Origin of the sequence: Falsirhodobacter deserti, from assembly GCF_004015795.1 — a bacterium.
GTDB lineage: Bacteria > Pseudomonadota > Alphaproteobacteria > Rhodobacterales > Rhodobacteraceae > Falsirhodobacter > Falsirhodobacter deserti.
Genome location: NZ_ML137222.1, coordinates 77,250 through 99,694, shown reverse-complemented (window position 1 = coordinate 99,694; position 22,445 = coordinate 77,250). Strand labels below are relative to the sequence as shown.

Annotated in this window: 22 protein-coding genes and 3 pseudogenes; 9 read left to right on the top strand and 16 right to left on the bottom strand. The window is 61.0% G+C overall.

Annotated elements, in window-relative coordinates; translation table 11 throughout:
* Window positions 1-206: 206 nt before the first annotated feature.
* Genes JX25_RS14670 through JX25_RS14645 form a run of 7 tightly spaced genes read right to left on the bottom strand, consistent with a single transcriptional unit; the run spans window position 207 to window position 6,076 of the window.
* Window positions 207-1,214 (bottom strand): zinc-dependent alcohol dehydrogenase family protein, encoded by a 1,008-nt coding sequence (locus tag JX25_RS14670; protein WP_128255833.1) that lies wholly within the window; start codon window positions 1,212-1,214, stop codon window positions 207-209.
* A gap of 36 nt (window positions 1,215-1,250) precedes the next feature.
* A complete protein-coding gene (locus tag JX25_RS14665) occupies window positions 1,251-1,595 on the bottom strand; it encodes a hypothetical protein (RefSeq protein ID WP_128255832.1) in 345 nt (114 codons plus the stop codon).
* Window positions 1,592-1,960 carry a TOBE domain-containing protein gene (locus JX25_RS15410; protein WP_421781032.1) on the bottom strand — a complete coding sequence of 123 codons (369 nt, stop codon included), beginning with the start codon at window positions 1,958-1,960 and terminating at the stop codon, window positions 1,592-1,594. The genes JX25_RS14665 and JX25_RS15410 overlap by 4 nt, the downstream gene beginning before the upstream one ends.
* Window positions 1,957-2,673 carry an ABC transporter ATP-binding protein gene (locus JX25_RS14660; protein ID WP_421781030.1) on the bottom strand — a complete coding sequence of 239 codons (717 nt, stop codon included), beginning with the start codon at window positions 2,671-2,673 and terminating at the stop codon, window positions 1,957-1,959. The genes JX25_RS15410 and JX25_RS14660 overlap by 4 nt, the downstream gene beginning before the upstream one ends.
* 11 nt (window positions 2,674-2,684) lie before the next feature.
* Window positions 2,685-3,773: a carbohydrate ABC transporter permease gene (locus JX25_RS14655; RefSeq protein ID WP_128255831.1), complete on the bottom strand. Its 1,089-nt coding sequence runs from the start codon at window positions 3,771-3,773 to the stop codon at window positions 2,685-2,687.
* Window positions 3,766-4,764, bottom strand: a complete 999-nt coding sequence (locus JX25_RS14650) for a carbohydrate ABC transporter permease (RefSeq protein WP_206611624.1) — start codon at window positions 4,762-4,764, stop codon at window positions 3,766-3,768. The genes JX25_RS14655 and JX25_RS14650 overlap by 8 nt, the downstream gene beginning before the upstream one ends.
* Before the next feature lie 40 nt (window positions 4,765-4,804).
* Window positions 4,805-6,076, bottom strand: a complete 1,272-nt coding sequence (locus JX25_RS14645; protein ID WP_128255830.1) for an ABC transporter substrate-binding protein — start codon at window positions 6,074-6,076, stop codon at window positions 4,805-4,807.
* Window positions 6,077-6,300: 224 nt separating this feature from the next.
* Here JX25_RS14645 and JX25_RS14640 point away from each other — a divergent pair, with 224 nt between their 5' ends.
* Together JX25_RS14640 and JX25_RS14635 are read left to right on the top strand one after the other, a co-directional pair.
* Window positions 6,301-7,137, top strand: a complete 837-nt coding sequence (locus JX25_RS14640; RefSeq protein WP_164876175.1) for a FadR/GntR family transcriptional regulator — start codon at window positions 6,301-6,303, stop codon at window positions 7,135-7,137.
* A 32-nt stretch (window positions 7,138-7,169) separates the two neighbouring features.
* A complete protein-coding gene (locus tag JX25_RS14635; RefSeq protein WP_128255828.1) occupies window positions 7,170-9,239 on the top strand; it encodes a glycosyl hydrolase 115 family protein in 2,070 nt (689 codons plus the stop codon).
* Here JX25_RS14635 and JX25_RS14630 read toward each other — a convergent pair.
* A complete protein-coding gene (locus tag JX25_RS14630) occupies window positions 9,236-10,162 on the bottom strand; it encodes a LysR family transcriptional regulator (protein ID WP_128255827.1) in 927 nt (308 codons plus the stop codon). The two genes, JX25_RS14635 and JX25_RS14630, sit on opposite strands and share 4 nt — an antisense overlap.
* 147 nt (window positions 10,163-10,309) lie before the next feature.
* Here JX25_RS14630 and JX25_RS14625 point away from each other — a divergent pair, with 147 nt between their 5' ends.
* Both JX25_RS14625 and JX25_RS14620 read left to right on the top strand, forming a co-directional pair.
* On the top strand, window positions 10,310-11,212 hold the full coding sequence (locus JX25_RS14625; RefSeq protein ID WP_128255826.1) for a hypothetical protein: 903 nt from the start codon (window positions 10,310-10,312) through the stop codon (window positions 11,210-11,212).
* A 212-nt stretch (window positions 11,213-11,424) separates the two neighbouring features.
* Complete coding sequence (locus tag JX25_RS14620) at window positions 11,425-13,281, top strand: glycoside hydrolase family 2 protein (RefSeq protein WP_206611623.1); 1,857 nt, start codon at window positions 11,425-11,427, stop codon at window positions 13,279-13,281.
* Window positions 13,282-13,415: 134 nt separating this feature from the next.
* Here the strand turns inward: JX25_RS14620 and JX25_RS14615 are convergent.
* Window positions 13,416-14,467: pseudogene (locus JX25_RS14615) on the bottom strand (IS3 family transposase).
* Between the two features lie 387 nt (window positions 14,468-14,854).
* Between JX25_RS14615 and JX25_RS14610 the strand changes: the two are divergent.
* Window positions 14,855-15,841, top strand: a complete 987-nt coding sequence (locus tag JX25_RS14610) for an aldo/keto reductase (RefSeq protein WP_128255825.1) — start codon at window positions 14,855-14,857, stop codon at window positions 15,839-15,841.
* A 278-nt stretch (window positions 15,842-16,119) separates the two neighbouring features.
* Here the strand turns inward: JX25_RS14610 and JX25_RS14605 are convergent, their stop codons facing one another.
* The 4 genes and pseudogenes from JX25_RS14605 to JX25_RS14595 form a co-directional block, all read right to left on the bottom strand.
* Window positions 16,120-17,133, bottom strand: coding sequence for a zinc-binding alcohol dehydrogenase family protein (locus tag JX25_RS14605; protein WP_128255824.1), 1,014 nt, complete (start codon window positions 17,131-17,133; stop codon window positions 16,120-16,122).
* A 482-nt stretch (window positions 17,134-17,615) separates the two neighbouring features.
* A pseudogene (locus JX25_RS14600) lies at window positions 17,616-17,795 on the bottom strand (transposase); the annotation flags it as partial.
* Window positions 17,796-17,850: 55 nt separating this feature from the next.
* Window positions 17,851-18,084: pseudogene (locus JX25_RS15305) on the bottom strand (DUF6880 family protein); the annotation flags it as partial.
* 152 nt (window positions 18,085-18,236) lie between these two features.
* Window positions 18,237-18,503 carry a metallophosphoesterase family protein gene (locus tag JX25_RS14595; RefSeq protein WP_241558004.1) on the bottom strand — a complete coding sequence of 89 codons (267 nt, stop codon included), beginning with the start codon at window positions 18,501-18,503 and terminating at the stop codon, window positions 18,237-18,239.
* Window positions 18,504-18,787: 284 nt separating this feature from the next.
* Between JX25_RS14595 and JX25_RS15405 the strand changes: the two genes are divergently transcribed.
* The 4 genes from JX25_RS15405 to JX25_RS14920 all read left to right on the top strand — a co-directional run bounded on the left by JX25_RS15405 (window position 18,788) and on the right by JX25_RS14920 (window position 21,177).
* The gene (locus JX25_RS15405) at window positions 18,788-19,093 is read left to right on the top strand and encodes a dihydrodipicolinate synthase family protein (protein ID WP_128255823.1); all 306 of its coding nucleotides are present in this window, start codon (window positions 18,788-18,790) and stop codon (window positions 19,091-19,093) included.
* Window positions 19,094-19,242: 149 nt separating this feature from the next.
* Entirely contained in the window at window positions 19,243-19,800 is a 558-nt protein-coding gene (locus JX25_RS14585) for an SDR family oxidoreductase (RefSeq protein ID WP_277750087.1), read from the top strand.
* Between the two features lie 314 nt (window positions 19,801-20,114).
* Window positions 20,115-20,528: a DUF350 domain-containing protein gene (locus tag JX25_RS14580; protein ID WP_128255822.1), complete on the top strand. Its 414-nt coding sequence runs from the start codon at window positions 20,115-20,117 to the stop codon at window positions 20,526-20,528.
* Between the two features lie 466 nt (window positions 20,529-20,994).
* On the top strand, window positions 20,995-21,177 hold the full coding sequence (locus tag JX25_RS14920) for a GNAT family N-acetyltransferase (RefSeq protein ID WP_164876174.1): 183 nt from the start codon (window positions 20,995-20,997) through the stop codon (window positions 21,175-21,177).
* A 231-nt stretch (window positions 21,178-21,408) separates the two neighbouring features.
* On the opposite strand, the gene JX25_RS14570 is transcribed toward JX25_RS14920, so the two are convergent.
* The 3 genes from JX25_RS14570 to JX25_RS14565 all read right to left on the bottom strand — a co-directional run bounded on the left by JX25_RS14570 (window position 21,409) and on the right by JX25_RS14565 (window position 22,322).
* The gene (locus JX25_RS14570) at window positions 21,409-21,786 is read right to left on the bottom strand and encodes a DUF6481 family protein (RefSeq protein WP_128255842.1); all 378 of its coding nucleotides are present in this window, start codon (window positions 21,784-21,786) and stop codon (window positions 21,409-21,411) included.
* A 122-nt stretch (window positions 21,787-21,908) separates the two neighbouring features.
* The gene (locus JX25_RS14915) at window positions 21,909-22,046 is read right to left on the bottom strand and encodes a hypothetical protein (protein WP_164876173.1); all 138 of its coding nucleotides are present in this window, start codon (window positions 22,044-22,046) and stop codon (window positions 21,909-21,911) included.
* 69 nt (window positions 22,047-22,115) lie between these two features.
* Window positions 22,116-22,322: a cold-shock protein gene (locus JX25_RS14565; RefSeq protein WP_128255820.1), complete on the bottom strand. Its 207-nt coding sequence runs from the start codon at window positions 22,320-22,322 to the stop codon at window positions 22,116-22,118.
* Between the last annotated feature and the right edge of the window lie 123 nt (window positions 22,323-22,445).

Below are 22,445 nucleotides of genomic sequence, written 5' to 3'. Positions count from 1 at the left end.
CGCGAGAGATGCCTAGAACAGGTTGTGTCGGCCGCGGCGCGCATTGCAGCCGCCGTGGCCTCCGCATTCGTCAGGTCGGTCTGAAGCGGCGCGGGTGCGTGCTCAGCCGCCTGCGCGACAGGCTGCGGACCTGCCACCCGTTGCCGTCCAGTTCATGCATCAGCGCGTTGCCGATGATCCGGCCTCGCCCGCGACCGGCGGCGTGGTTACCACCCTATCCCGATCTTTCCGAAATGCCCGCCGCTCATCTCGAAGCGGAAGGCATCCGCAAGCTGTTCGAGTGGGAAGCGGCGGTCCACGATCGGCCGGATGCCACTTGCGTCAAGCGCTCGAACGAAGTCCTGCTGCTCGCGCCGGCTGCCGACGATCAGGCCCTGAAGCCGCGCCTGCCTGCCCATGAGGGCGGCGGTCGGAACTTCGCCCATGCCACCGGTCAGCACGCCGATCAGCGAGATGTGCCCACCCACGCGCACTGCCTCGATCGACTGGGCCAGCGTGCCGGGGCCGCCGACCTCCACCACATGGTCCACCCCGCGCCCATCCGTCCAGTCGCGGACGATGCGGCCCCAGTCCGGCTGCTCGCGATAGTTGACGAGGAAATCGGCACCAAGATCGCGCGCACGCTCCAGCTTTTCGCCCGAGGACGAGGTGATCGCCACCGTGGCACCCATCAGCTTTGCGATCTGGAGTGCCCAGATGGAGACGCCGCCGGTGCCGAGCAGCAGCACCGTGTCGCCAGCCTTCAGCTTGCCGTCAACGACAAGCGCCCGCCATGCCGTCAGGCCCGCGGTCGTGATCGTCGCCGCCTCGACGGCATCATAGCCCAAGGGCGCCCGCGTGAAGGCGGTGGCGGGAAGCACCACATGTTCCTGTGCGAAGCCGTCGATGCCGTCGCCCGGGGTGCGGCTGAAGTCGCCGGTCGTGGGCGCGCCATCCTGCCAATCGGGAAAGAAGCACGACACCACCATGTCGCCGGGCGCAAACTCGGTCACGCCCGATCCGACGCTCTCGACCACCCCTGCTCCGTCGGCAAGAAGGATGCGGCCGTCCTCTGACGGCATGTGCCCGATCGCGACCCCCAGATCATGGAAGTTCAGCGAGCTGCCATGCAGCGCCACCCGAATCTCGCCCGGGCCGGGCTCTCCGGGATCCGGTCGGTTCTCCAGAACCAGCCGGTCGAGACCAGCCGGCAGTCGCAATGCCATTGCCTTCATTTACAGCTCCTCATCTTTCAGTGTCGCAAACATCGGTCACGGAGAAAGCCTGCTGTTGTCAATCACGAAGCGGCACTTCACGTCGCGCTGCATGCGGTCACAGGTTTCATCGATGTTTTCGATACGGATCATCTCGATGTCGGGGATATATCCCGTCTCCGGCGAATGGACCACGGCCTTCGGAGGCACCAAGACGCCAACGGCGCTCCTTGGTCGTCTTGGGCGGGTCACGACAGCTTCCGCTTCAAGGCCAGCAGTGAAGCCGCCGCCCGCAAGCAGAAGGTACCGGGGATGTCTTGACCCGGCCGTGACCCGCTTCGCACAATCTGATGGTGGGCCGGTTTCCCGTAAAAGAAATGGGTCAAGCGTCAGCGGAATCAACAGGTTTCGATACGTTGTCCGGTGGCGTCAAACAGGTGCCACTTGTTGCCAATGGGTGCGATACGGACCGTGTCGCCGGTCTTACGCAAACTCTGGCCTGTTTCCTGCACGAGGAAGGGAATGCCATCCGGCAGTGTGCCATGAATATAGCTGCTGGCACCGTGCTGTTCGGCGAGTGTGACCGTCAGGATCCAGCCTTCCCCCTCGTCGCTGGTCTGGACATGTTCGGGCCGAAGGCCCAGCGTCACCTTCTCGCCGATGCGGACGGGCAATGAACCCGCTAGCGGAAGTGCCTGACCCTGAGCCGTGGCGAAGACGATGCCTTCAGAGTCCACGTGCCGTATCGTTCCCTCGATCAGGTTCATGCGCGGAGAGCCGATAAAACCGGCCACAAACGAATTCGCAGGTTTGTTACAGAGATCAAGCGGAGGGCCTTACTGTTCGACATGCCCCCCCTGAGCACGACGATCTTGTCGGCCATCGTCATGGCCTCAACCTGGTCATGGGTGACGTAGATCATCGTGTTTCCAAGACGGCGCTGCAGCTGCGTGATCTCCATCCGCATTGCAACGCGCAGTTCGGCATCGAGGTTGGACAGCGGTTCGTCGAACAGGAAGATCTTGGGATCGCGCGTGATCGCACGGCCGATTGCCACCCGCTGGCGCTGTCCGCCGGACAACTGTCGCGGCTGACGATCCAGAAGCTTTTCGATCTGCAGAAGGTGGGCTGCCTTTTCGACCCGCTCGTTGATCTCCGCCTTCGACATCCGGATGTTTTCCAATCCGAAGGACAAGTTCTTCCGGACGGTCATGTGCGGGTAAAGTGCATAGGACTGAAAGACCATGGCCACCCCGCGATCCGCGGCAGCCACATGCGTCACGCTGCGATCATTGATGCGGATTTCGCCTGATGTCGTGTCTTCCAGTCCGGCGATCATGCGCAGCAACGTGGATTTGCCGCAGCCCGAGGGCCCGACCAACACCACGAACTCGCCGTCATTCACCTCCAGATTGACATCGGGAATGATATTGAGGGCGCCGTAGGACTTTTTCAGGTTCTTCAGAACAAGCTGTGCCATTGTTCAATGTCTCACTTGATGCCGGTCGAGGCGATGCCGGTGGTGATGTACCGTTGCAGGAAGATGAAAACCAAGGCGAGAGGAAGGGCGGTGATCGTTGTCATGGCCAGCAGCATGTCATAGCGGATTCCATATTGTGTCTGGAACGAGGTAAGGGCCAGCTGCAGCGTGTAAGCCTCGCGCTTGTTGAGAATGAGGAGCGGCAACAGGAAGTCGTTCCAGCGCGACAGGATCGAGAAGATCGCAACGACCGCCAGCGCCGGAGTGGAGAGGGGCAGGATGATGCGCCAGAAGATCCGCCATTCGCTGGCATGGTCCATGCGCGCCGCTTCCAGCAATTCGTCCGGGATCGTCAGCATGTACTGCCGAAGCAGGAACACACCGGTCGGTGTGGCCACAGTCGGCAGGATCACGCCCCACGGATTGGCGATGAGGCCCATTTCCGCCACGATCAGATAGATCGGGACCAGGATAACCGAGGCCGGGATCATCAGCATCGACAAGATGCCAAACAACGCGATGCCGCTGCCCCTGAACCTGTATTTCGACAATGCGAAGGCAGCCATCGAGTTTATGATGACAGTGATCACCGTCGCGACGATCGTGATGAACAGGCTGTTGTAGACGTACCGTCCGATCTGGTTTTCCGAGCCGGACAGAAGGTTGGTGTAGTTCTCCACCGCGAAGTGCAGCGATTTTACGGGGGCAAGGGCGTCCGCGGCTATCTGGAGACGACCGGCTGAAGGATCTTCCGGATCGATCATCTGCGCGATCTTTCCGACGCGCCGGATCAGGGCAACACGCTCGGTGGTTCCATCTTCCATCACCACGTCAAACAGGGTGAGGGGGGTGTCGAAACCCTGCACCTCTGCAGTCTGTGTGGCATAGGGCAGAATAGTGGGAGGAAACTCCTGAAGGTTCGCGCTGGTCTTGAACGAAGACAGCACCACCCACACCACGGGCAGGAAGAAGATCACGAACCCAAGCAACAGGAAGCCATAGGTCAGCCAGTCGGCAAGGTCGAACCGGTTGCGGCCGCGGCGAAGCTTGAAGATGTGCAAGATGCTTGGCCGGGACTCCAACTTTGCGATGTCAGCCATTGTTCGACTTCCTTGAAAGCAGCATCTGGACCGCCGTGAAGAGGATGAGCACGAGGCCGAGCAACAGCGATGCCGACGCCGCAAGTCCGAAGTTGCGGGGTTGGACAGCAAAACCCACCTCGTAGATGTATTGCACGATCAGCATGGTCGCAGATCCCGGACCGCCACCCGTCAGCACGTACAGTTCGTCGAAGGTCTGCACCGACCGGATGATGCACAGGACGAACACGACCAACATGATCGGCTTCAGAAGGGGCAGCGTGATCGCGGTGAAAGTCCGCCAGTTCGAGGCGGAATCCATCTTTGCCGCTTCGTAGACATCTTTCGGGATGGCTTGCAGACCGGCCAGGATGATGACCGTGTAAAACCCCATATGCGCCCAGATCGTTACGAATATGGCCCAGAAGAACGCCGACTGCGGATCGGCCAGCCAGTTGGAGCCTGGCAGCCCCGCCCATGAAAGGATCCCGTTCAGGGCACCATTCCGTTGCAGGATCCATTGCCACGTATATGCGACGACCACGGGTGACAGCATCACGGGAAAGAAGAATACCCCCCGAAAGAAACCGCGGCCCGGCAGCGACCGGTTGAGGCAGAGCGCTGCGATCGTGGAAACTGTAACCATGCCCACGACTTGGATCGGCACGAAGATCATGGAGTTCTGAACCGCGCGCCAGAACAGGTCGGCCTTGCAGGATGCGGGGTCCAGATAGTTCTGGCATGCAAGCAGGATATCGTAGTTCGCAGTGCCTACAAAAGGCCGCTCGGCAGGGTAAAGCCGGTCGCTGCCTGTCAGCGAAAACACGATGTTTATGAAGACGGGCAGCAGGCAGAACAGCAGCACGGCCACGAGGTTAGGCAGCAGGAAGACCCACGGCATTCGCTTGATGCCCACCAGCCGCTGAAGGCCAGCCATCAACGGCTCCATCGCGCGTGCGGGTAAGGTGATGATCTGGTGGCCGATCTCGGCCACGTCCAATCGCGCGGGCATGTCCATCTTCTCCTTCCAGTGGTGGTCGGCGCGAAGCGCCTTAGCCCTCGGCGGCCTGAATGGCGGTCTCGACATCCTGCTTGATGCGCATCAGCGCATCCTCGACGTCCAGTTCGTCGTTGAGCACTTGGCTGATCCGCGTCGTCATCGCGTTCATCATGGCGCGCTGATAGCTCCAGCCCTGAAATCGATAGGCCGTGTCTGCCATCTTCGGAACCTGTGCGAGAAAGACATCCAGTGCCTCCTGCGTCTTTTCCGAGGCATCAGGATAGTCCAGCCCCTGCTGGATCAGCGTTTGCGACGTCGGCAATTCCTTTGCATGAATGTCGATCTTCGCGATCTGCTCGGGCTGGGCCAGATAGGTCAGGAATCTTCCAGTAAGCTCGGGGTTGTCCGAGGTGTTGAAACCCGCAAGTGCACTGCCCCCCGGCATCGCCGTGCAAGAGGACGGACCGCAAGGGGTGGGCACAACGCGCCAGTCGAACAGGTCATCCACCTCCGCGTCCATCTGGCCAATGGTCCAGGAGCCGCCGAAATAAAAGACCGTCTCGGCGTTCACGAAATCGGAGAACAGTTCGCGATGGGCCGACCCGCCAACCGCGCCCCATAGGTCCATCGGCATGGTCCCGTCTTCATGCCATTGCACGAACTGCTCGATCGCGGCCTTCAGGCCCTCATCGACAACAGGACGACCATCAGCGTCGACAAGCTGCGCACCATAGCTGATCGCAAGGCTGGCGAAGCGGTGGCCGGACCGGTCGAACTCCATCGGGAAGGGCACGCCGGTCGCGTCTGCTACCTTGCGTGTTGCGGCGGCCCAGTCCTCCCAGCTTGCGCCCTCGGCGGGCATATCGACCTCCGCCTGCTCGAACAGGGTGGCGTTCACATAGGCCCCGTTGACGGTCATCGACAGCGGAATGCCGTTGATGGCGGCACTGTCCGGGTCCTTGCCCCGCAGCCACGCCAGAAGAGGCTCGTAGTCGGCACGCAGGGCCGCCGCGTCCTCGGCATAAGGGCTGAGATCAAGGTAATAGCGGGTCAGTCCACTCATGTCGGTGATGATGGCTGCGTCCGGTCCGCTGCCGGATTCAAGCTGGATCGGCAGGCTTTCCAGGATTGTCTGGTAGTTCACCGTCTCCAGAATCACCTTGTCGCCGGGGTTCGCTGCCTCAAAGCTTTCGACAACAGGCCCAAGGGCCGCGCAGCCGACAGCGATGTCCTGACAATAAACGGTGATTTCGCCCCCAAAGGCACCCGTTGCGCCAGCTGCAAGCACGACAGCTCCCCCTGTCGTTCTCCAGATCTGTTTCATCGAACCCTCCCAAGTTGCGATTACAGTCATCCCTCATAAGCAGTGGTAAGGCCAGACGTGTCAATAAGTAACTTAATACAACCCTGATTTGCCTGATCGGGAGAGTATTCGTTGACGAACTTCGAATCTGGTAATACCAGTAACAGGTGCAGCGCACTTGGAAGGCCCGCAACCGGAGAGATGACTTCGAAATGCGCGTGCTTCGGCAACGAAAGGATGAAGCGGTGAAGATATCCGGCAGACATCTCGCGTTTGAGGGAGAGCAGCGGCTCTACCAGATCGTGGCACGGCGCCTCATGGGTATGATCGACGAACACCGTGACGACCCCGATTGGCGCATCCCGTCAGAGCGGGAGCTTGCCGAACAGCTTGAGGTGAGCCGACCGGTGATCCGCGAGGCGGTGATCGCCCTGGAGGTCATGGGCCATGTTGCCGTGAGGGGCAGGGCCGGCATGACCGTGCTGCCAAGACCGGCGGAGGAGGACAAGGGTCTGCACCGTCCTGAGAGTCATGAGGACGTTCTTCAGCTTCTGGAGGCGCGGCGTGCGCTGGAATCCGGCATCGCGCGCCTTGCAGCCGAGCAAACGCAAGCCTTCGGACTTGACATGCTGCGCGAGGACCTGGCCCGAATGGCGACGCAAGAGGCCGCGCCTTTCGCCGAAACGATGCGCGGTGCGCAGATTTCGCTGGCGCGGATGACGGGGAACGCCATCCTTCTGAGGATGGAGGAAGCCCTGCAGGACGCCTGGGCCGCCTCCCCGATCCTTGAAAGTCTGAAGGACCGGCTTTACGGGCCGGCGCTGCGTCCTTTGTGGATTGGCGACCACCACGCGCTGTTGGCGGCGCTGGAGATGGCGCAACCGGCGACGGCTTGCAAGGTTGCCGATCGTCATGTCGCGCATCTGCGCAAGGAGATCGAGACCCTCGTCCATTTCGGTGACCAGCCGGATGGCGCGGAACCCCTTCACGATGACCCTCGGGAAGCGGAACTGGCCCCGCACCGCGCCGCATCTGATTTCGGTCCGACCACGATGCCGGCCAAAGATGCCGCGCATCGATGATGATGGCTTCCGAAGGACATGAGGTGGCAGACATGACGCTGAACCACGCCGATTTCAAAGCAGAACCATTCACCCTTGACCGCCATACGGTCCTCTCCGCGCCCCAAGGATTGCCAAAGCCGGTGCAAGGCGCGCTTGGGATGTTCGCGCGGGATTTCCTCAAGGTTTTCGGCAGCGCATTGACCATCGGCGCATCCGACACCGCGCAGATTCTTGTACGATACGACGACAGCGACCTTCTCGAGGCGCCGGAAACCTTTTCCGTCACCTTCGTTGACGGCACGCTGGTGCTGACCGGCAAGGACGATCTTGGCATCATCTATGGGCTGCTACACTTGTCCCGGACGGTGCTGGGGTTCGATCCGTTCTGGTTCTGGACGGGAATCGAGCCGGGCCGGCAAGATCGGATCAGGATCGAGCCGGCGGACTATGTATCCTCCCCCCACCGCGTTCCCTTCCGGGGCTGGTTCGTGAATGACGAAGTCTGCCTCATTGGCTGGACCGACAAGTATCCTCCCCCCGCGGAGGTGTGGGAACCGGTCTTTGAAACGTTGCTCCGTCTTGGCGGGAATCTTGTGATACCTGGCACGGATCTTCCCCGGAACGGTGTGCAGACGCGCGTTGCGGCCGACATGGGCCTGTATCTGACGCACCACCACGCCGAACCTCTCGGCTCCGAGATGTTCTTCCGGGCCCATCCCGAGGCGGAGGCAAGTTTCGATTGCAACGGACCGATGTTCGAGGCGCTTTGGCAAGAAGCCATCGAGCGTCAGAGGGACGACAAGATCGTCTGGACCTTGGGGTTCCGGGGGCAGGGGGATTGCCCGTTCTGGGAACAGGATCCGGCTTATGACACGCCGGAGCGGCAGGGAGAATTGATCAGTCGCGTCATCCGTCGGCAGCATGAGATGCTTCAGGCCATGATCCCCGGAGCGCCTTGCCTGACCTATGTATATGGCGAAATCGCGGAACTGTACCGCGCCGGGCACATCGAATTCCCGCCCGGTGTTGCGAAGATCTGGTCCGACAACGGCTATGGCCGTATGGTCTCGCGCCGCCAGCACAATCACAGCTTGCGCGTTCCCTCGCTGCCGGGGCCGGAGGAGGACGGACCGCACGGCATCTACTATCACGCGACGTTCCATGATCTTCAGGCGTCCAGCCACCTGACGATGCTGCCCGTGGCCACAGGGCTTCTTGTCGATGAACTGCAGGCTGCCTTCGATGCGGGTGCGGATGATATCCTTCTGGTGAACTGTGGCAACATACGCCCCCACATCTATACCCTCGAAATCATCGCACGGCTTTGGCGGGGCGAGGAGGCCGATGCCGAGACGGCGCCGATTGATTTCGCGAGCAATCATTTTCCTGCCGCCCCGAAGGAAGTGGCCGCCTCTCTGCGCCGGCATATTGATGCGGCCATCGCCTATGGCCCCTTCAAGGATGACCGGGCGGGAGATGAATTCTATCATCACCCCGCCCGATCGCTTGTCGGTCATGTCATGCGCGGCGAAACCGGCCGATCGGCAAATGATCTGCTTTGGGCGACCGGCGACGTCCCTTTCCGCAAGCAGGTTACATGGTTCGAGGCCTTGGCTGCGCCCGCTGCGGAACGCTATGCGGCACTGGAACGGGTCTGCGAGGAGGTTGAATCCCTGCTGCCCGGGGAGCAGGCACGCTTCTTTCGGGATCTTCTTTCTTTCCAGACGCGCTTTCACCGGACGGGCGCGGAGGGATTGACCTGTCTGTGCCGTAGCATCACGTCGTTTCTGGATGGAAAGCATCCACAGGCGTTTGTATGGGCTTCCCGCGCATTGTGGGCCTATGAGCAGAGTCTGGCGGCCATGACGGCCAGCGAGCACGGGAAATGGAAGAACTTCTTCCGCGCGGACTGGCTGACCAATGTCAGGATCACGATCTACACCGTTCAGGCGCTGAGGATGTTCTATCGGATGTTTGGCGACAATCCGGACTATTTCCTCTGGCACAAGGAGTATCTGATGCCGGACAGCGAGAAGAAGATCTATCTTGAGAATACCCACCGCAACCCGCCTACGGACGACGATCTTGCCCGAAGGCTGGGGGCGCATTTCGGGATCTAGGTGTTCTGCACAACCTCGCGCGTCTTCTGGAGGATGACGTCCAGCAGTCGCGCAACGTGTTTGTCCTCACGCCTTTCTGGCAGGATATAGATGCCCACAGGGCGCCAAGCCGGTTCTTCTCCCGGGCGCATGGGAACCATGCGGATGCCCTTGCGTGCGAATTCAGGTGCCATGAGATCCGTATGGGCCAGCACCGCATTTGTGGTGCGTACATAGTCCAGACACGCTTCCAGGGAATTCGAAGTGAACGCACGACCAGCATATTCGGGCTGGCGGGCGTCCGCATGTCCTTGCGGATGATCAAGCAGAAGACGTTGCTGGCGCGCCTCCGGGGGAAAGGCAAGCGTTGAGGGGTATTCCAGAACCTCTGCCTGGGTTCGGGGGCGCTCCAGCAGCGGATGGTCCTGACGCACAAAATGCCCGTCACGAACGAGGCCCACCTGAAGAAAGTCCGGCTGAACGCTTTGCACCAGGTTTTCGATCCGATGGCCGATGAACATCGAAATGTCGCCGGCCAACAACTGGTCCATGCAGCGCAATGCGTTTCCCACGCTGACGTTCACGGGGCCGGTCACGGATCGACGGCTGTAATCCGCAACTAGATCCTTCAGGAAGAGCGCCCACCAGGAATAGCCGGTTCCGATGCTGAGCCCCTCTTCGCGGTGAATCCGCTGCCGCTCGATGGAGTCGACGGCATTGCGGTAAAGTCGGTGCATGACGGTAACGTTCTGATACAGGGTCCTCCCGTAATCCGTCAGCGTCACCCCGCGGGAAGATCGCTCGAACAAGTCCACGCCGAACTGCTGCTCAAGCTTCTTGATGTTGAAGGTCAGGGTCGGTTGCGTGACGTTCAGCGAGGCCGCCGCTCCGCTGAACGTGCCTTCGTCCGCGATCGCCAAAAACTGGACCAGCACTTTGTCCATGAGTCCCCTCCATAGATTTGATCTATGGATACTTGCTTAAATCGTATTTTTCCGATGACCAAGCGAATGGTAGCTTCATTTTCACCGGCAGTGCGACGATCGAGGGCCTGCTGTTGATGACATCTATGGGGCAGGCAGGAGAGGGAAATGACAGCACCGAAATTTCGCATAGTCGAAGCCGGCGCGGCGATACGTCCTTCCACCAGCGGCACTTCAGCAGGGCCGGCCGCCTATGCCTTCGTGAACATCGAGATGGAGGGAGGCGGGATTGCCACTGGCCGCGGCTGCGGCCATCTGCGTTCGCAACCCGATCCATGCCTCGGCAATACCTCGATCCACCCTCTCGCCCGAGTGGCAGAGGCTTACGTTTCCTTCAAGCACCGCGATACGGCATTCGGACATCACGTGGATCGGACCCGCTCGTTGATGTCGGGTCGGTTTCATGAAAATCGCCCCGCGCTTTGGATATCCCTCGGATGCCGGATTTTCGATGCAGCTGTGCTGGATGCGCTTCTTCTTTTTCATGGGCTTAATTTCTCGCGGGGCATGCAGCTCAACATCAGTGGCATCACGGCCAGCGGAGCCAGAGCCCTGGATGTCGTTGCGGGCGTGCATCAACCAAGGATGGCAACGCGGGCATCCTCTATGCTGATGCTGAAGGCCCTTGCTCGACATCCGAACGGACTTGCTCCTCAGAGGGAGGCCGTGGTGCAGCACAATGCGGTAGAGCTGTGGGCCGGTGGCCATGAGAATGAACATGCGCTGGATGTTCTTCCCATTTCCAGTTCATCCCGCGCCCCGGCTGACGGTACCGATCTTGATATCTATGGCACCCTCCTCGGTGCACCCATGACAGAATGTCTGGCCGCGTGCGGAGTCCGCATGGACAGTCTGGCCGCCAAGCAAGACGAAGCATTAAGGTCGTATCTGAACACTCCGGCAGGATCTGAGCGTCACCAGCAAGGTAGGGGCAGCGTGAAAGCTTCACTTTCGGCTCCCGGGTTTGGCAGCCAAGGCGTTCCCACTCCGGCTGATCTTGAGTGGTGCTAACTCTATGAAATTGCACATCAGTCTGGGCGAAGCTTTTCGTGGCCAATAACGACAGGAGGGGTTTGCGACGGCAAAATGCGGATGCCACTCGCCATCAGCCAATCGCCTTTGGGTTGCAATGAAATGATATACTGTGTTTTATGAAATCACATTCCGTTTTCGTAAGGGTTGGAGCGCGTGAGCGGATGTCGCGACTTAGGGAGGAGTCTCGCATGAAACTTTCAAGGATGCGGAAGGCATTGGCGGCAGCCATGGTTTGCATGACCGCCAGTGTTGCAAGTGCCCAGGATCTGAGACCGGAGTTCGTTCTGACCGCCTCGCATGCGCGGGCGTCGGAAGATCTGTCCGGGATCTGGACCTATGGTCTTGATCTTTATCGTACCGGTCTGACCGACATCAACGGATGGGTGGCGAAATCACGGATGCAGCGTTTCCGCGACATCGACGTGGAGGCCGAAGAAGCGAAGGGCGGCACGACGCTGCTGGAATTCGACATGGACCGCGGCCCGCAGATGGACATCCCGGGTGCGTGGAATGCGGTGGAGCCGGAGCTGCGATATTACAACGGGCTGGTCTGGTTCCAACCCAAGTTCACCCCGCAGGCGCGGGAAGGAGAGCGGGCGTTCCTGCGCTTCGGGGCGGTCAACTACAAGGCCTACATCTATCTGAATGGTGAAGAGGTCGGGCGCCACGAAGGCGGATACACACCGTTCAGCCTGGAGGTCACTGATCTGCTGCGCGAGGGGGAAAACCGTCTGGTCGTGGGCGTCGATTCCGAACATGATGCCCAGAGCATCCCGACGCCGATCACCGACTGGGATCTTTATGGCGGGATCACGCGCCCTGTCGAACTGGTCTATACTCCCGAAACCTTCATCGACGACGCCACCGCAAACTTGACGACCGAGGAGCGTATCAAGGGTTATATCGATCTGCGCGGCCCCGAACTGGCAGGCCAGGATGTCGAGATGTCGATCCCGGAGCTGGACCTGACCGCCACCGCCACGACGGATGATGCCGGCATGGCCACCTTCGACGTCGCGGTGCCGGAAGATCTGGAACTCTGGTCACCCGAGACCCCGAAGCTTTACGATGTCGAATTCCGCGCGGGCGAGGACACGCTTGTTGACCGCATCGGGTTCCGCACCGTCGAAGTGAACGGCGCGGACATCCTGCTGAACGGAGAGCCAATTTTCCTCAAGGGCATTTCCATGCACGAGGAGGAGTTCGGGACGAATCCCGCCCGCAGGATCACCGAACAGGCGGCGCGCGCCCTGCTGGGCGAGGTGAAGGACGGGTTGGGCGGCAACTATGTGCGCCTGTCGCATTACCCCCATTCGGACGTAACCGTCCGGCTGGCCGACGAGATGGGCCTTCTGGTCTGGAGCGAAATTCCCGTCTACTGGACCGCCGACTGGGAGAACCCCGACGTTCTGAGAAAAGCGCAGACGATGCAGGCCGAGATGATCTATCGCGACCGCAACCGCGCCTCGGTCATCATTTGGAGCGTGGGGAACGAGACACCGGTCGACGACGCCCGCACGGCCTTCCACAACAGCCTGGCCGACACGGCACGCGAGCTGGACCCGGATCGCCTGATTTCTGCTGCGCTTCTCGTCAAGCGCACGGATGACGAGAATGGCACCACGCTCAGCATCAACGACCCACTTCTGGACAAGCTTGATGTGCTGGCGGTCAACTTCTATGGCGGCTGGTATGGCGAGGACACGCTGGACGATGTGGCGAAGATGAAGTGGGATACGCCGCTGGATCAACCGCTCCTCTTCTCGGAATTCGGCGCAGACGCCGTGGCGGGTTTCCATGACGCCAGCGTGTCGAAGAAGTTCTCGGAGGAGTATCAGGCCGCCTTCTATGAAAGCACTCTGGCGATGGCCAGCGGCCTGCCGAACCTGCGCGGAATGTCTCCATGGATCCTAAAGGACTTCCAGTCGCCGCGGCGGGAGCATCCCGTGTACCAGAACGGATGGAACCGAAAGGGGCTTCTGTCCGAGACCGGGCAGAAGAAGATGGCTTATGACGTTCTGGCAGATTTCTACCGAGATCATTGACGCCATCGCTAGACTGTTTCCCTGTTCAGAACCAACCGGTTTTGAACAGGGGTGGGGAGGGTGCTCTGAACCGTGGTGGCCGGCACATCCATTCGGGTAATCCTCCCCGTTTCAACGAGGTTTGGCCGTAGAACTCATGCAGCCATTTTCAGTTTCTGTGCGGGTGTTATGCCGCCGATGCCCAAGTTGGGTCGCTTGTTATTGCAAGTCCTTAACCAGTCGGTGGCGATGCTCTGTGCCTCTGCAATGGTTTCAAAGATGTTGAGGTCCAGCCATTTGTGCCGGACGGTGCGGTTATAGCGTTCCACATAAACGTTCTGCTGCGGCTTTCCTGGCTGGGTGTGGTTCAGGGCAATACCCTGCTTGGCCGCCCAGATCGCCGACGTTGAGCTGATATATTCCGGGCCGTTGTCGACCCTTATCGCGATGGGCTTGCCGCGCCGTTCGATGATCTGGTTCAGGGAACGCACGACCCGTTCTGCGGGCAACGAGAGGTCGACCTCGATGCCCAGGCCTTCGCGGTTGAAGTCATCCAGGACGTTCAGCAGCCGGAACTGGCGACCATCGGCGGGACGATCGGCCATGAAGTCCATGGACCAGACAAGGTTCGGCGCTTCCGGAACGGTAAGCAGGTCCGGCTTGTCCCGTTTGATCCGCCGCCTTGGCTTGATCCGCAGGTTCAACTCCAGCTCGCAGTAGATCCGGCGGACCCGCTTGTGGTTCCAGGCATGCCCGCGGACATTGCGCAGATACAGAAAAGCACAAACCAAAGCCCCATGTCGGGTGCACCTTGGTCAGCCCTTCGAGGAGATCCGAGCGGAAACATGTCTCGCTGACGCCGAACGTCCGGCAGGCCAGCGCGATCCTGATCCCCTTGGTCGCCACCGCCGTCGCGGCCAACTCTCGGCGCTGAGCTGGCCGCGTCACTTTTTTCACGCGCCCCCTTGAGCAGGTGGGGTTGCATGCCGAGATCCGCGAACATGCGCTTCAATCGCCGGTTCTCCTCCTCAAGCGCCTTCATCTGGCTCATCATGGACGCATCCATGCCGCCATACCTCGCCCGCCATTTGTAGAAGCTTGCGCTGCTGATTCCATGCTCGCGGCATAGCTCGGGCACAGCCACGCCACCCTCCGTCTGGCGAAGCAACGCCATGATCTGCGGCTCCGTAAATCGGGTCTTCCTCATTCGAATCTTCTCGGCTTACACTACGAGAAAATTCTGCGGCCGCATTACCTTAACCACGGGGGGTACCCACGCCAGTCTACACCTCTTCGGGGAGCCTTTCGATGTAGACTGGCGCGGTAGTGTGCGGGGAGGGCACCCTGCCGTTACACGCCGGAGCGGAGAATGTTCCCGGCTATGGTATTGCGGGTTCGAACAGCGGCTCCCTTGCTGTTTCCGCCCTTGTAGACTCCATGCGCAAAGCGCGCTGTAGGTGCCCAGCTCTGCCGGTGGCCCGCACATGTTCGCCGCGACACTGGTCTGATCGCATAATCATGCCATGTAACTGTGTCGCTTCTTATGGGTCGGACAACTAGTCAGACCAACGGGCCATGATCAGGAGGATCTGCCATGAACCACAGGAAATTTGGTCGCACGGGCCGGTCCGTGTCGGAAATCGGCTTTGGTGCATGGGCCATAGGCGGGTCATGGGGAGATGTGTCGGAAGCGGACGCTCGTGACGCTCTGCATGCCGCCCTAGACGCCGGAACCGACTTCATCGACACCGCCGACGTTTATGGCGATGGCAGGTCCGAACGTATCATTGCCGAGGTGCTGAAGGAACGAGGTGGCCCGCGGCCCTTTGTGGCCACGAAGGCGGGCCGTCGCCTGTCGCCACATCTGGCAGAAGGCTACACGAAGGACGCGCTGACGGATTTTGTCGAACGCTCGCTTCGTAATCTCGAAACGGACTGCCTGGACCTTGTGCAGCTGCATTGTCCGCCGACGGAGGTGTTCTATCGCCCGGAAGTGTTCGACGCGCTGGACGATCTGGTCACGTCCGGCAAGATCCGCAACTACGGCGTGTCGGTCGAGAAGGTGGAGGAAGGGCTGAAGGCGATCGAATATCCGGGCGTCGCCTCGGTCCAGATCATCTACAACATCTTCCGGCAAAGACCGGCGGACCTGTTGTTTCGGGAAGCCAAGGCGAAGGGCGTGGCGCTAATCGTGCGAGTTCCCTTGGCCTCCGGCCTCCTGACCGGAAAGATGAGCGCGGCGACGGAGTTCGCGGCCGATGATCATCGGGCGTTCAACCGCAACGGCGAGGCCTTCGACAAGGGCGAGACTTTCGCGGGCGTGCCCTACGACCTTGCGCTGGAGGTCGTGGAGGACATCCGCAGGCTGGTGCCCGCGGACGTGCCACTTGCCCGGTTCGCGCTGCGCTGGATCCTGATGGAGGATGCGGTGAGCGTGGTCATCCCGGGTGCCAAGACGGCGGCGCAGTCATCGGCAAACAGCTCCGCCAGCGATCTTGCCGCGCTGCCCGCAGAGGTGATGACGGAGCTTCGCAACATCTATCAGACGCGGATCGCGCCACATGTGCACCATCGCTGGTGAAGAGGGATCCCGGTCGTCGTGATGCCGGCAATGCTGCGCCTATGGGCTGATCACGACACACGGCGTTTTTCAAGAAAGAGCGGCCACGCTGCCCTGCTGGGCGCTCTCCTCGCACCTGCAGGCACAAGATCATGCTTCGGGGCGACCATGTTGAACAGAGTGAGGTCAGGCAGGTGGTCCGACACCTCCCACCGGTCCTGATGTTGGAGTAGCTACAGCAGGTGGTCATGACAGGGTTATGCGCATGCCATCCCGGAACACCGTCGCCGTCTGTAGCTTCAAAATCCCTCCAGCACGATCTTGCCGCGCGCCGTGCCGCTTTCTATCAGGGCGTGGGCCGTCTTCAGGTTCTCTGCGTTGATCGGCGAGAACGTCTGGGTCAGGGTGGTGCGGATGCGGCCGGCATCGACCAGCCTTGCCACCTGCTCCAGCAGCTTGCCCTGTTCGCCCATGTCCGGCGTGCCGAAGATCGCGCGGGTGAACATCAGCTCCCAGTGGACCGACACCGCCTTGCGCTTGAAGCCCAGGACATCCAGCGTATCGGGGTCGTCGATCAGGCCAAAGCGGCCCTGCGGCGCGATCAGCGCCTGGATCGCAGCGAGGTGCTTATCGCTGTGGGTGGTAGAAAAGACAAAGGCCGGCGCGCCGAGGCCGAGCGCCTCCACCTGTGCCGCCAGATCGCCGTGGTGGTCGAGGACGTGGTGGGCGCCCAGTTCGCGCACCCAGTCCTGCGTCTCGGGGCGCGAAGCGGTGGCGATGACGGTCAGGTCGGTCAGCGCACGCACCAGTTGGATCGCGATGGAGCCGACGCCGCCAGCGCCGCCGATGATCAGCACTGCATTGGCCGCCCCAGGTACCTGGCGGCGGATGTCCAGGCGGTCGAACAGCATCTCCCATGCTGTGATGGCCGTCAGCGGCAGCGCTGCGGCTTCGGCGTCCGACAGGGTGCGGGGCTTGTGCCCGACGATGCGCGCATCGACCAGGTGGAACTGGCTGTTCGCGCCGGGCCGCGTGATGGAGCCGGCATAGAACACCTCATCCCCGAGGGCGAACCCCTGCACCTCGGACCCCACCTCCACCACGCGGCCAACGGCGTCCCAGCCCAGCACCTTCCATTCACCCTCAGGCGGGGTCGCGCTGCTGCGAACTTTGGTGTCCACCGGGTTGACAGAGACGGCGGCCACCTCGACCAGCAGATCGTGGCCCGTGGCGGTCGGGCGCGGCAGGTCGAGGTCCTGCAGGGCGTCCTCGCGGTCGATGGGTCCGGGAATCGTGTAGCCGATGGCTTTCATGAGGCGCTCCTGACTGCGGTCGTTCTGAAGCAAAGGTAGGGCCACCTTCAGAAAGGCCAAAGACCAAAGGCCCGAGTGCCTTCGAATCCCTGAGCCTTGCAGACGTGGCGCAACTGGAGAGTCGGTGCAGACACCCCAACAATGACTGACCTTACAGCACGATCGGAAGCAACGTCTCGAGCGCGAGCAGCCGCCTTCGGTAATCCGACGGAAAGCTGCCGCATCCGACCGCAGGAAGTTTGGAAGCCGGGGCCCTATTGCGACGCGGTTCAATCTTTCCGGTCCGGCCTCTCTGCAGCGCTGTGCTGGTATCGCAAGGCCAGTCGGTGGCCGAGGCGGTGCGGTCGATCGGCGTGACGCAGTTCGCCTACTATCCATGACGTTTGCTGATGGGTGGCCCAAGCCGCCTATCCCACTGGCAGATATCGCAACGGTTGAAATGACGGGTAGTAAGAAGCCGTGCGGCATGAATTTACCGTCCCGAACATGACGGTGGCTGCCAAGGCGACGGCGGGGAGGAAGACTTTGGGACATCTGTCATAGCGGGTTGCGACACGACGCCAGTCCTTGAGCCTGCCGAACATGATCTCGATCCGGTTGCGGCGTTTGTAACGACGCTTGTCGTAAGTGATGGTCTTTCCGCGCGACTTTCGGCCTGGAATGATCGTCGACCCGCGCCAACACCCGTTCATGTGTGGCGATGAAGCGCAGAATCCGGTCCATCGCCAGCGCGGGCGCGGCGGGGGCAAGCTCGGAGGTGATCGTGCCGGTCAGGCTGCGTAAGTCGTCGCGGAACGCGCGGGCCTTGTCCCATTCGATGAAGCTCTTCGCCCGCTCAAGCCCTGAAAGCCGCCGGTCGATGACCTTGACGATGGCACCCGGGCCCTCAGCCACGGACATCGCCGCCTTGAACTGACGGCGGAAGCCAGCGTTGCGTTCGGCTTCTTCCAGAACCAGCTGCGCAAGCTGTCGGCGCCAAGGTCCTTCAGCTTCTCGGTCGAAAGTGAGGGTTTGCGAGGCATGGTGGAGAACTCGGAGGCTTGAGGATCACGCCCGACTGTGCCGCCTCTGCGGGGGGGGGTGACAAGACTTCGCGCCGCATTTCAAAACGTGCTGCGCGGCTCGACTTGATGCCAATGGGCGTTGACCGGCAAGGTTGCTGCGCGCCTTTCGATCTCGGGCAGCGCCTCGGGGCTGAAGTCCCAGGCGTCGACGCCGACGTTGACGCTGTTGCGGGAGCCAAGCCAGTGCTGATGGACGTGGCCAAAGAGCTGCAAGCCGTTCCTCCGTGCGCCAGGCGAGGTGGTCATCGGGTAATGACACAGGTAGAGATGTCGCCCGTCAACGACGATATCGGCAGCGTCTGCCATCAGCCAAGATTTCCAATGGCATTTATTTGGCCAACCAGTGCTCGTCGAGACGGGCATAATGGCTTCTTATTGGCCGCCGTTTCAACGGTGGGTAAGAGATGGCGTCGTGAGGATTAAAACGGCGTTTCCGGCTCAGAAAGCCCAGAACCATCCTTATGTGATGTTGTAAACGCCTATGGCGAGGCGGACATCACGGCTGAAATGAACGCGATAGCCAATCAGCGCGCTTTTCTGCCGCAGGGTTTCTCCATCGGATATAGCGCGACTGGAACTGTCCTCAGGCGATGATCGCTGGCGGTGATGCATGGTATAGCGTTCTTGCGGGCATCCTGCCGCGCCCGTGTCAGCAGATCATCGATGCCGTCAGGGCGGGCGATCACGCGGAAGCGGAGCGCATCAACATCGCGCTTCAGCCGATCTGTCGCCTGTTCCGCGACCACACAAGCTTCAGTGTCGTTCATGAAATGGCCGGTCCGCTTGCAGGCCTCACGTTGGAGTCGCCCCGCCCCGTCCGGTCCTGCCGGTCAGCGCGGCGGCAAAGGATGAGATTGCAATCGCGCTGCGCGTTGCCGGAAGACATGTTGGCTTGAGGGGCCCGGCACGATCCCAGCACGAGCTTGAGCGCAACGGCATTGACACCAACGAGACGGGTCAAGACAGGCCAGACCTCATGAAAAGCGGCGATGATCGGCCTTAGGGCTGAGCGCTATGCTGCACTGATTGGCCGGTCAGCCACGCGATATATTCGTGCTTATCATCTCCCGCACCATCGCGAGGAACGCCGCGAAGCCGGAGCTTCGCGGCGATGGGCGACGCGGAATGGCAGGCCGAACTGAACCTGAACCTTCTTTCCGCTGTGCGCCTTGATCATGCGTTCATGCCGGGAATGATCGCGCAGGGCGCGGGCGTGGTGATCCACGTGACCTCCATCCAGCGCCTGATGCCGCTGCCTGATTCGACCACGGGTTATGCCGCCGCGAAGGCCGCGCTGTCAGTCTACAGCAAGAGCCTGTCCAAAGAGGTCTCGCCCAAGGGTGTGCGTGTGCTGCGCGTTGCGCCGGGCTGGATCGAGACCGAGGCGTCGGCCAGGCTGGCCGAGCGACTGGCGGCTGAAGCTGGCACCGATCTTGAAGGCGGCAAGCGCATGATCATGGACGCGCTCGGCGGCATCCCGATCGGCCGCCCTTCGACCCCCGGCGAAATCGCCAGCCTGATCGCTTTCCTGGCCTCGGACCGCGCCGGAACGATCACCGGCACCGAAAATGTGATCGACGGGGGAACCGTGCCCACGGCCTGATGCAGGATATCGAACGGCTTGTTTACCCGCCGATGGAGGTTCGCGCCGCAGTCAGTTCAGCAGTGTCGGGGCAACAGCTGGGCTGCGGCAGCGAGCGCACATCATCGGCGTTCAGAGCCCAATGCGGACCTCTAGGTGACCGCCAGTTCCACCGGCCATCGGTTTCAGCAGCATCCCGGTCGAAGGCGTAGTCGAACTGGTCACGGGGATACCGCCGGCACGCAAGGCCTTTCGGCCGATCTATAAAAGACTAGGTTCTGCCTAGACGGCTCATACTCTATGCTTCCGCTATCGCCGCACAAGGACTGCCGAACATGGACAATGCCCTCCTCGCCTCCCTCTCAGGTCTCCCTTCCTTCCTTCTTTACATGGGGATCGCCATCGGCCTCTTCTTGGCCTTCATGAAGATCTACACGATGGTGACGCCCCATGACGAGCACACGCTGATCCGCGCCAACAACGCCGCCGCGTCCATTTCCTATGGCGGCGCCATGATCGGCTTCGTGCTGCCGATCGCCTCCGCAGTCCGGAACTCCATCAGCCTGCTCGATGTCCTGGTCTGGGGCGTTGTGGCCGGCGTCCTGCAGATCCTCTGCTTCCTGGTCTTCCGGCTCTTTCACAGCGATATCGTGACCCGGATCGAACAAGGTCATACCGCGGCCGCAATGCATCTCGCGGCGGTAAGTCTCTCGGTGGGCCTTCTCAATGCTGCGGCCATGACTTACTGACGCTCGTCTCGATCAGCAGCTTCAGATCAGCCCTTCAAGGCGCCGAAGACGGTCCAGCACCTGCTGCTTGCGCGCCAACGTACATGACAGACCGGACCGCGATAGCCAAGAGGTTGCGCCCGCATGGAGCAGACGTCGTCAACCTCATGCTCCGCCGGTTCGTCGGGCTCGGTATTGGTGACGCTGTCTGGCCGATGTTGATGAAGATCGAGTTGCCCGAGGTCTGCATCCGGCCAGCTTTGCCTGGCAACAGGCTATCTATGCTTCGAACTTGCCCAGTGGCCAGAAGCAGATCTTAGATTTTGCTGCGCTGACCTAGTTGCGGGTGACGTGTCACCACCGCGCTTGCAAACAGCAGCTCATGGGATGTGCCGGCTGCTCCCCCAGCCGTCGTGGAGTCCTTGCGAGGATCCGCGCTGACCTTCGACTATGCCCTCTGGCAGGGTGCGCGAACTGGTCATCTCGATTGCCGGTTCGTGGCCTCGGCATCGGGCGCCGCCTGCTGCAGACGGTGATCGACGCCGCGCGACAGGCCGGGGCCATCCGGCCCGAATGGCAGACGCCGCGGTGGAACACCGCGGCGATCCGCTTCTACCAGCAGAGCGCCGCGGAACTGCTGGAGAAGGAACGCTTCCGGCTGCCCTTGTGACGAGCCGAACTGGATTTGTTCCAGCGGCCATGGGCTATGCAGCATCGGGACTCAGAGCCCAACGCCGCCGTTCGGCGGTAGCTTCCCAATGCACATTCAGCAGACCGTTTCAGCAAGTTGGCGCTCGGACCTTGGGTGTTCCGATACCGCTCTGGCCTGAGCGGACAAGACGGCGCCGGAGCTGGACCGCTTGCCATCCGGGCCACTTTTTGCCGCAGTTGCAGGTTAGTTTTAGCCTTGACGGACCTTTCGATTTGCATACCGCTGATCACGCTTTGCTTTTTGGGCCGCATCGTCTGCAAGGAGGCGGGCAATACGGCTTTTGTCAGCAGCCTCGCGTGCGTCGGACTCCGCAGTTTCAGCGGCGGCGGCCGCAGCTGCACGCGCGCCAGCCTCTTCTTCAGCCCTAAGTTTCTCGTTGCGCCTCTCCTGATCGCGAACAGCTCGGCGCGCGTCTCTTGCCTCGGCAACAGCAACGCGCTCTGCTTCTCGTATTTCGCGGGTCGGCGCAGCAGCCGTTTTGGCGGCCCGATAAGTCTCTAGAAGAGCGGCTTTGGCACGAGCGGCCATAGCGCGGCGCTCGGAAAGGCCAGCGTTGTCGTTGTTCATCAAGTTCTGTTCCTGTCGGTGAACTGGGGTTGCGGACCAGAGTTATCTGGTCGCTTTCTTCGACGCTTGAAAGACCAGCAGAGGAAGCCCTTGCATAACTTCCAGCGTGATTCCGGTTAACGTCACGTTCTTGTAGAAGTTATGCGGCATCTTGCAGCCGCCAACTGTCGGAAGAATTCCTTCCACTCAAGCGCGTGCGGCACATGGGTGTCCTTTTCAGGGCCAACGTTCAGCACTTCGCCCTTCCACTTCTTGGCCATTCTGGCTCCGTCTCCAATGAAAAAAGGCGCGGCTAAAGCCGCGCCTTCCGAAATAAGCAGAGAATGTAGTCAGGCGAGGGCAAGGTTCACTGCGGACTCGCGACCGTTGCGGTCGCTTTCCAGGTCAAACGTCACGGCCTGCCCGTCATTCAACTGATGAATGCCCGCGCGCTCCATGGCGGAGATATGCACGAACACATCCTTGGTGCCATGTGCCGGTGCGATGAAGCCGAAGCCTTTGTCGGAATTGAACCATTTCACGGTGCCATTGGCCATCGTGTTTCTCCTTGATTTATACTGCCCGCAAAACGCGGCAGTCCGGCTCAGTGTCATCAGAAGTTCGACTGAAGCCGCGAGGAGACAGAAGTTCAAAATCAAAATCTTTGCCTTCGCTTGTTA

Excerpts from the sequence above, each read along its gene's own strand:
- JX25_RS14570 (WP_128255842.1), bottom strand. The coding sequence starts at position 21,786 with ATGAACAACGACAACGCTGGCCTTTCCGAGCGCCGCGCTATGGCCGCT.
- JX25_RS14670 (WP_128255833.1), bottom strand. The coding sequence starts at position 1,214 with ATGAAGGCAATGGCATTGCGACTGCCGGCTGGTCTCGACCGGCTGGTT.
- JX25_RS14915 (WP_164876173.1), bottom strand. The coding sequence starts at position 22,046 with ATGGCCAAGAAGTGGAAGGGCGAAGTGCTGAACGTTGGCCCTGAAAAG.
- JX25_RS14650 (WP_206611624.1), bottom strand. The coding sequence starts at position 4,764 with ATGCCCGCGCGATTGGACGTGGCCGAGATCGGCCACCAGATCATCACC.
- JX25_RS14630 (WP_128255827.1), bottom strand. The coding sequence starts at position 10,162 with ATGGACAAAGTGCTGGTCCAGTTTTTGGCGATCGCGGACGAAGGCACG.
- JX25_RS14565 (WP_128255820.1), bottom strand. The coding sequence starts at position 22,322 with ATGGCCAATGGCACCGTGAAATGGTTCAATTCCGACAAAGGCTTCGGC.
- JX25_RS14635 (WP_128255828.1), top strand. The coding sequence starts at position 7,170 with ATGACGCTGAACCACGCCGATTTCAAAGCAGAACCATTCACCCTTGAC.
- JX25_RS14660 (WP_421781030.1), bottom strand. The coding sequence starts at position 2,673 with ATGGCACAGCTTGTTCTGAAGAACCTGAAAAAGTCCTACGGCGCCCTC.
- JX25_RS14605 (WP_128255824.1), bottom strand. The coding sequence starts at position 17,133 with ATGAAAGCCATCGGCTACACGATTCCCGGACCCATCGACCGCGAGGAC.
- JX25_RS14655 (WP_128255831.1), bottom strand. The coding sequence starts at position 3,773 with ATGGCTGACATCGCAAAGTTGGAGTCCCGGCCAAGCATCTTGCACATC.
- JX25_RS14595 (WP_241558004.1), bottom strand. The coding sequence starts at position 18,503 with ATGGCAGACGCTGCCGATATCGTCGTTGACGGGCGACATCTCTACCTG.
- JX25_RS14580 (WP_128255822.1), top strand. The coding sequence starts at position 20,115 with ATGGACAATGCCCTCCTCGCCTCCCTCTCAGGTCTCCCTTCCTTCCTT.
- JX25_RS14645 (WP_128255830.1), bottom strand. The coding sequence starts at position 6,076 with ATGAAACAGATCTGGAGAACGACAGGGGGAGCTGTCGTGCTTGCAGCT.
- JX25_RS15410 (WP_421781032.1), bottom strand. The coding sequence starts at position 1,960 with ATGAACCTGATCGAGGGAACGATACGGCACGTGGACTCTGAAGGCATC.
- JX25_RS14620 (WP_206611623.1), top strand. The coding sequence starts at position 11,425 with ATGAAACTTTCAAGGATGCGGAAGGCATTGGCGGCAGCCATGGTTTGC.
- JX25_RS14610 (WP_128255825.1), top strand. The coding sequence starts at position 14,855 with ATGAACCACAGGAAATTTGGTCGCACGGGCCGGTCCGTGTCGGAAATC.
- JX25_RS14625 (WP_128255826.1), top strand. The coding sequence starts at position 10,310 with ATGACAGCACCGAAATTTCGCATAGTCGAAGCCGGCGCGGCGATACGT.
- JX25_RS15405 (WP_128255823.1), top strand. The coding sequence starts at position 18,788 with ATGATCGCTGGCGGTGATGCATGGTATAGCGTTCTTGCGGGCATCCTG.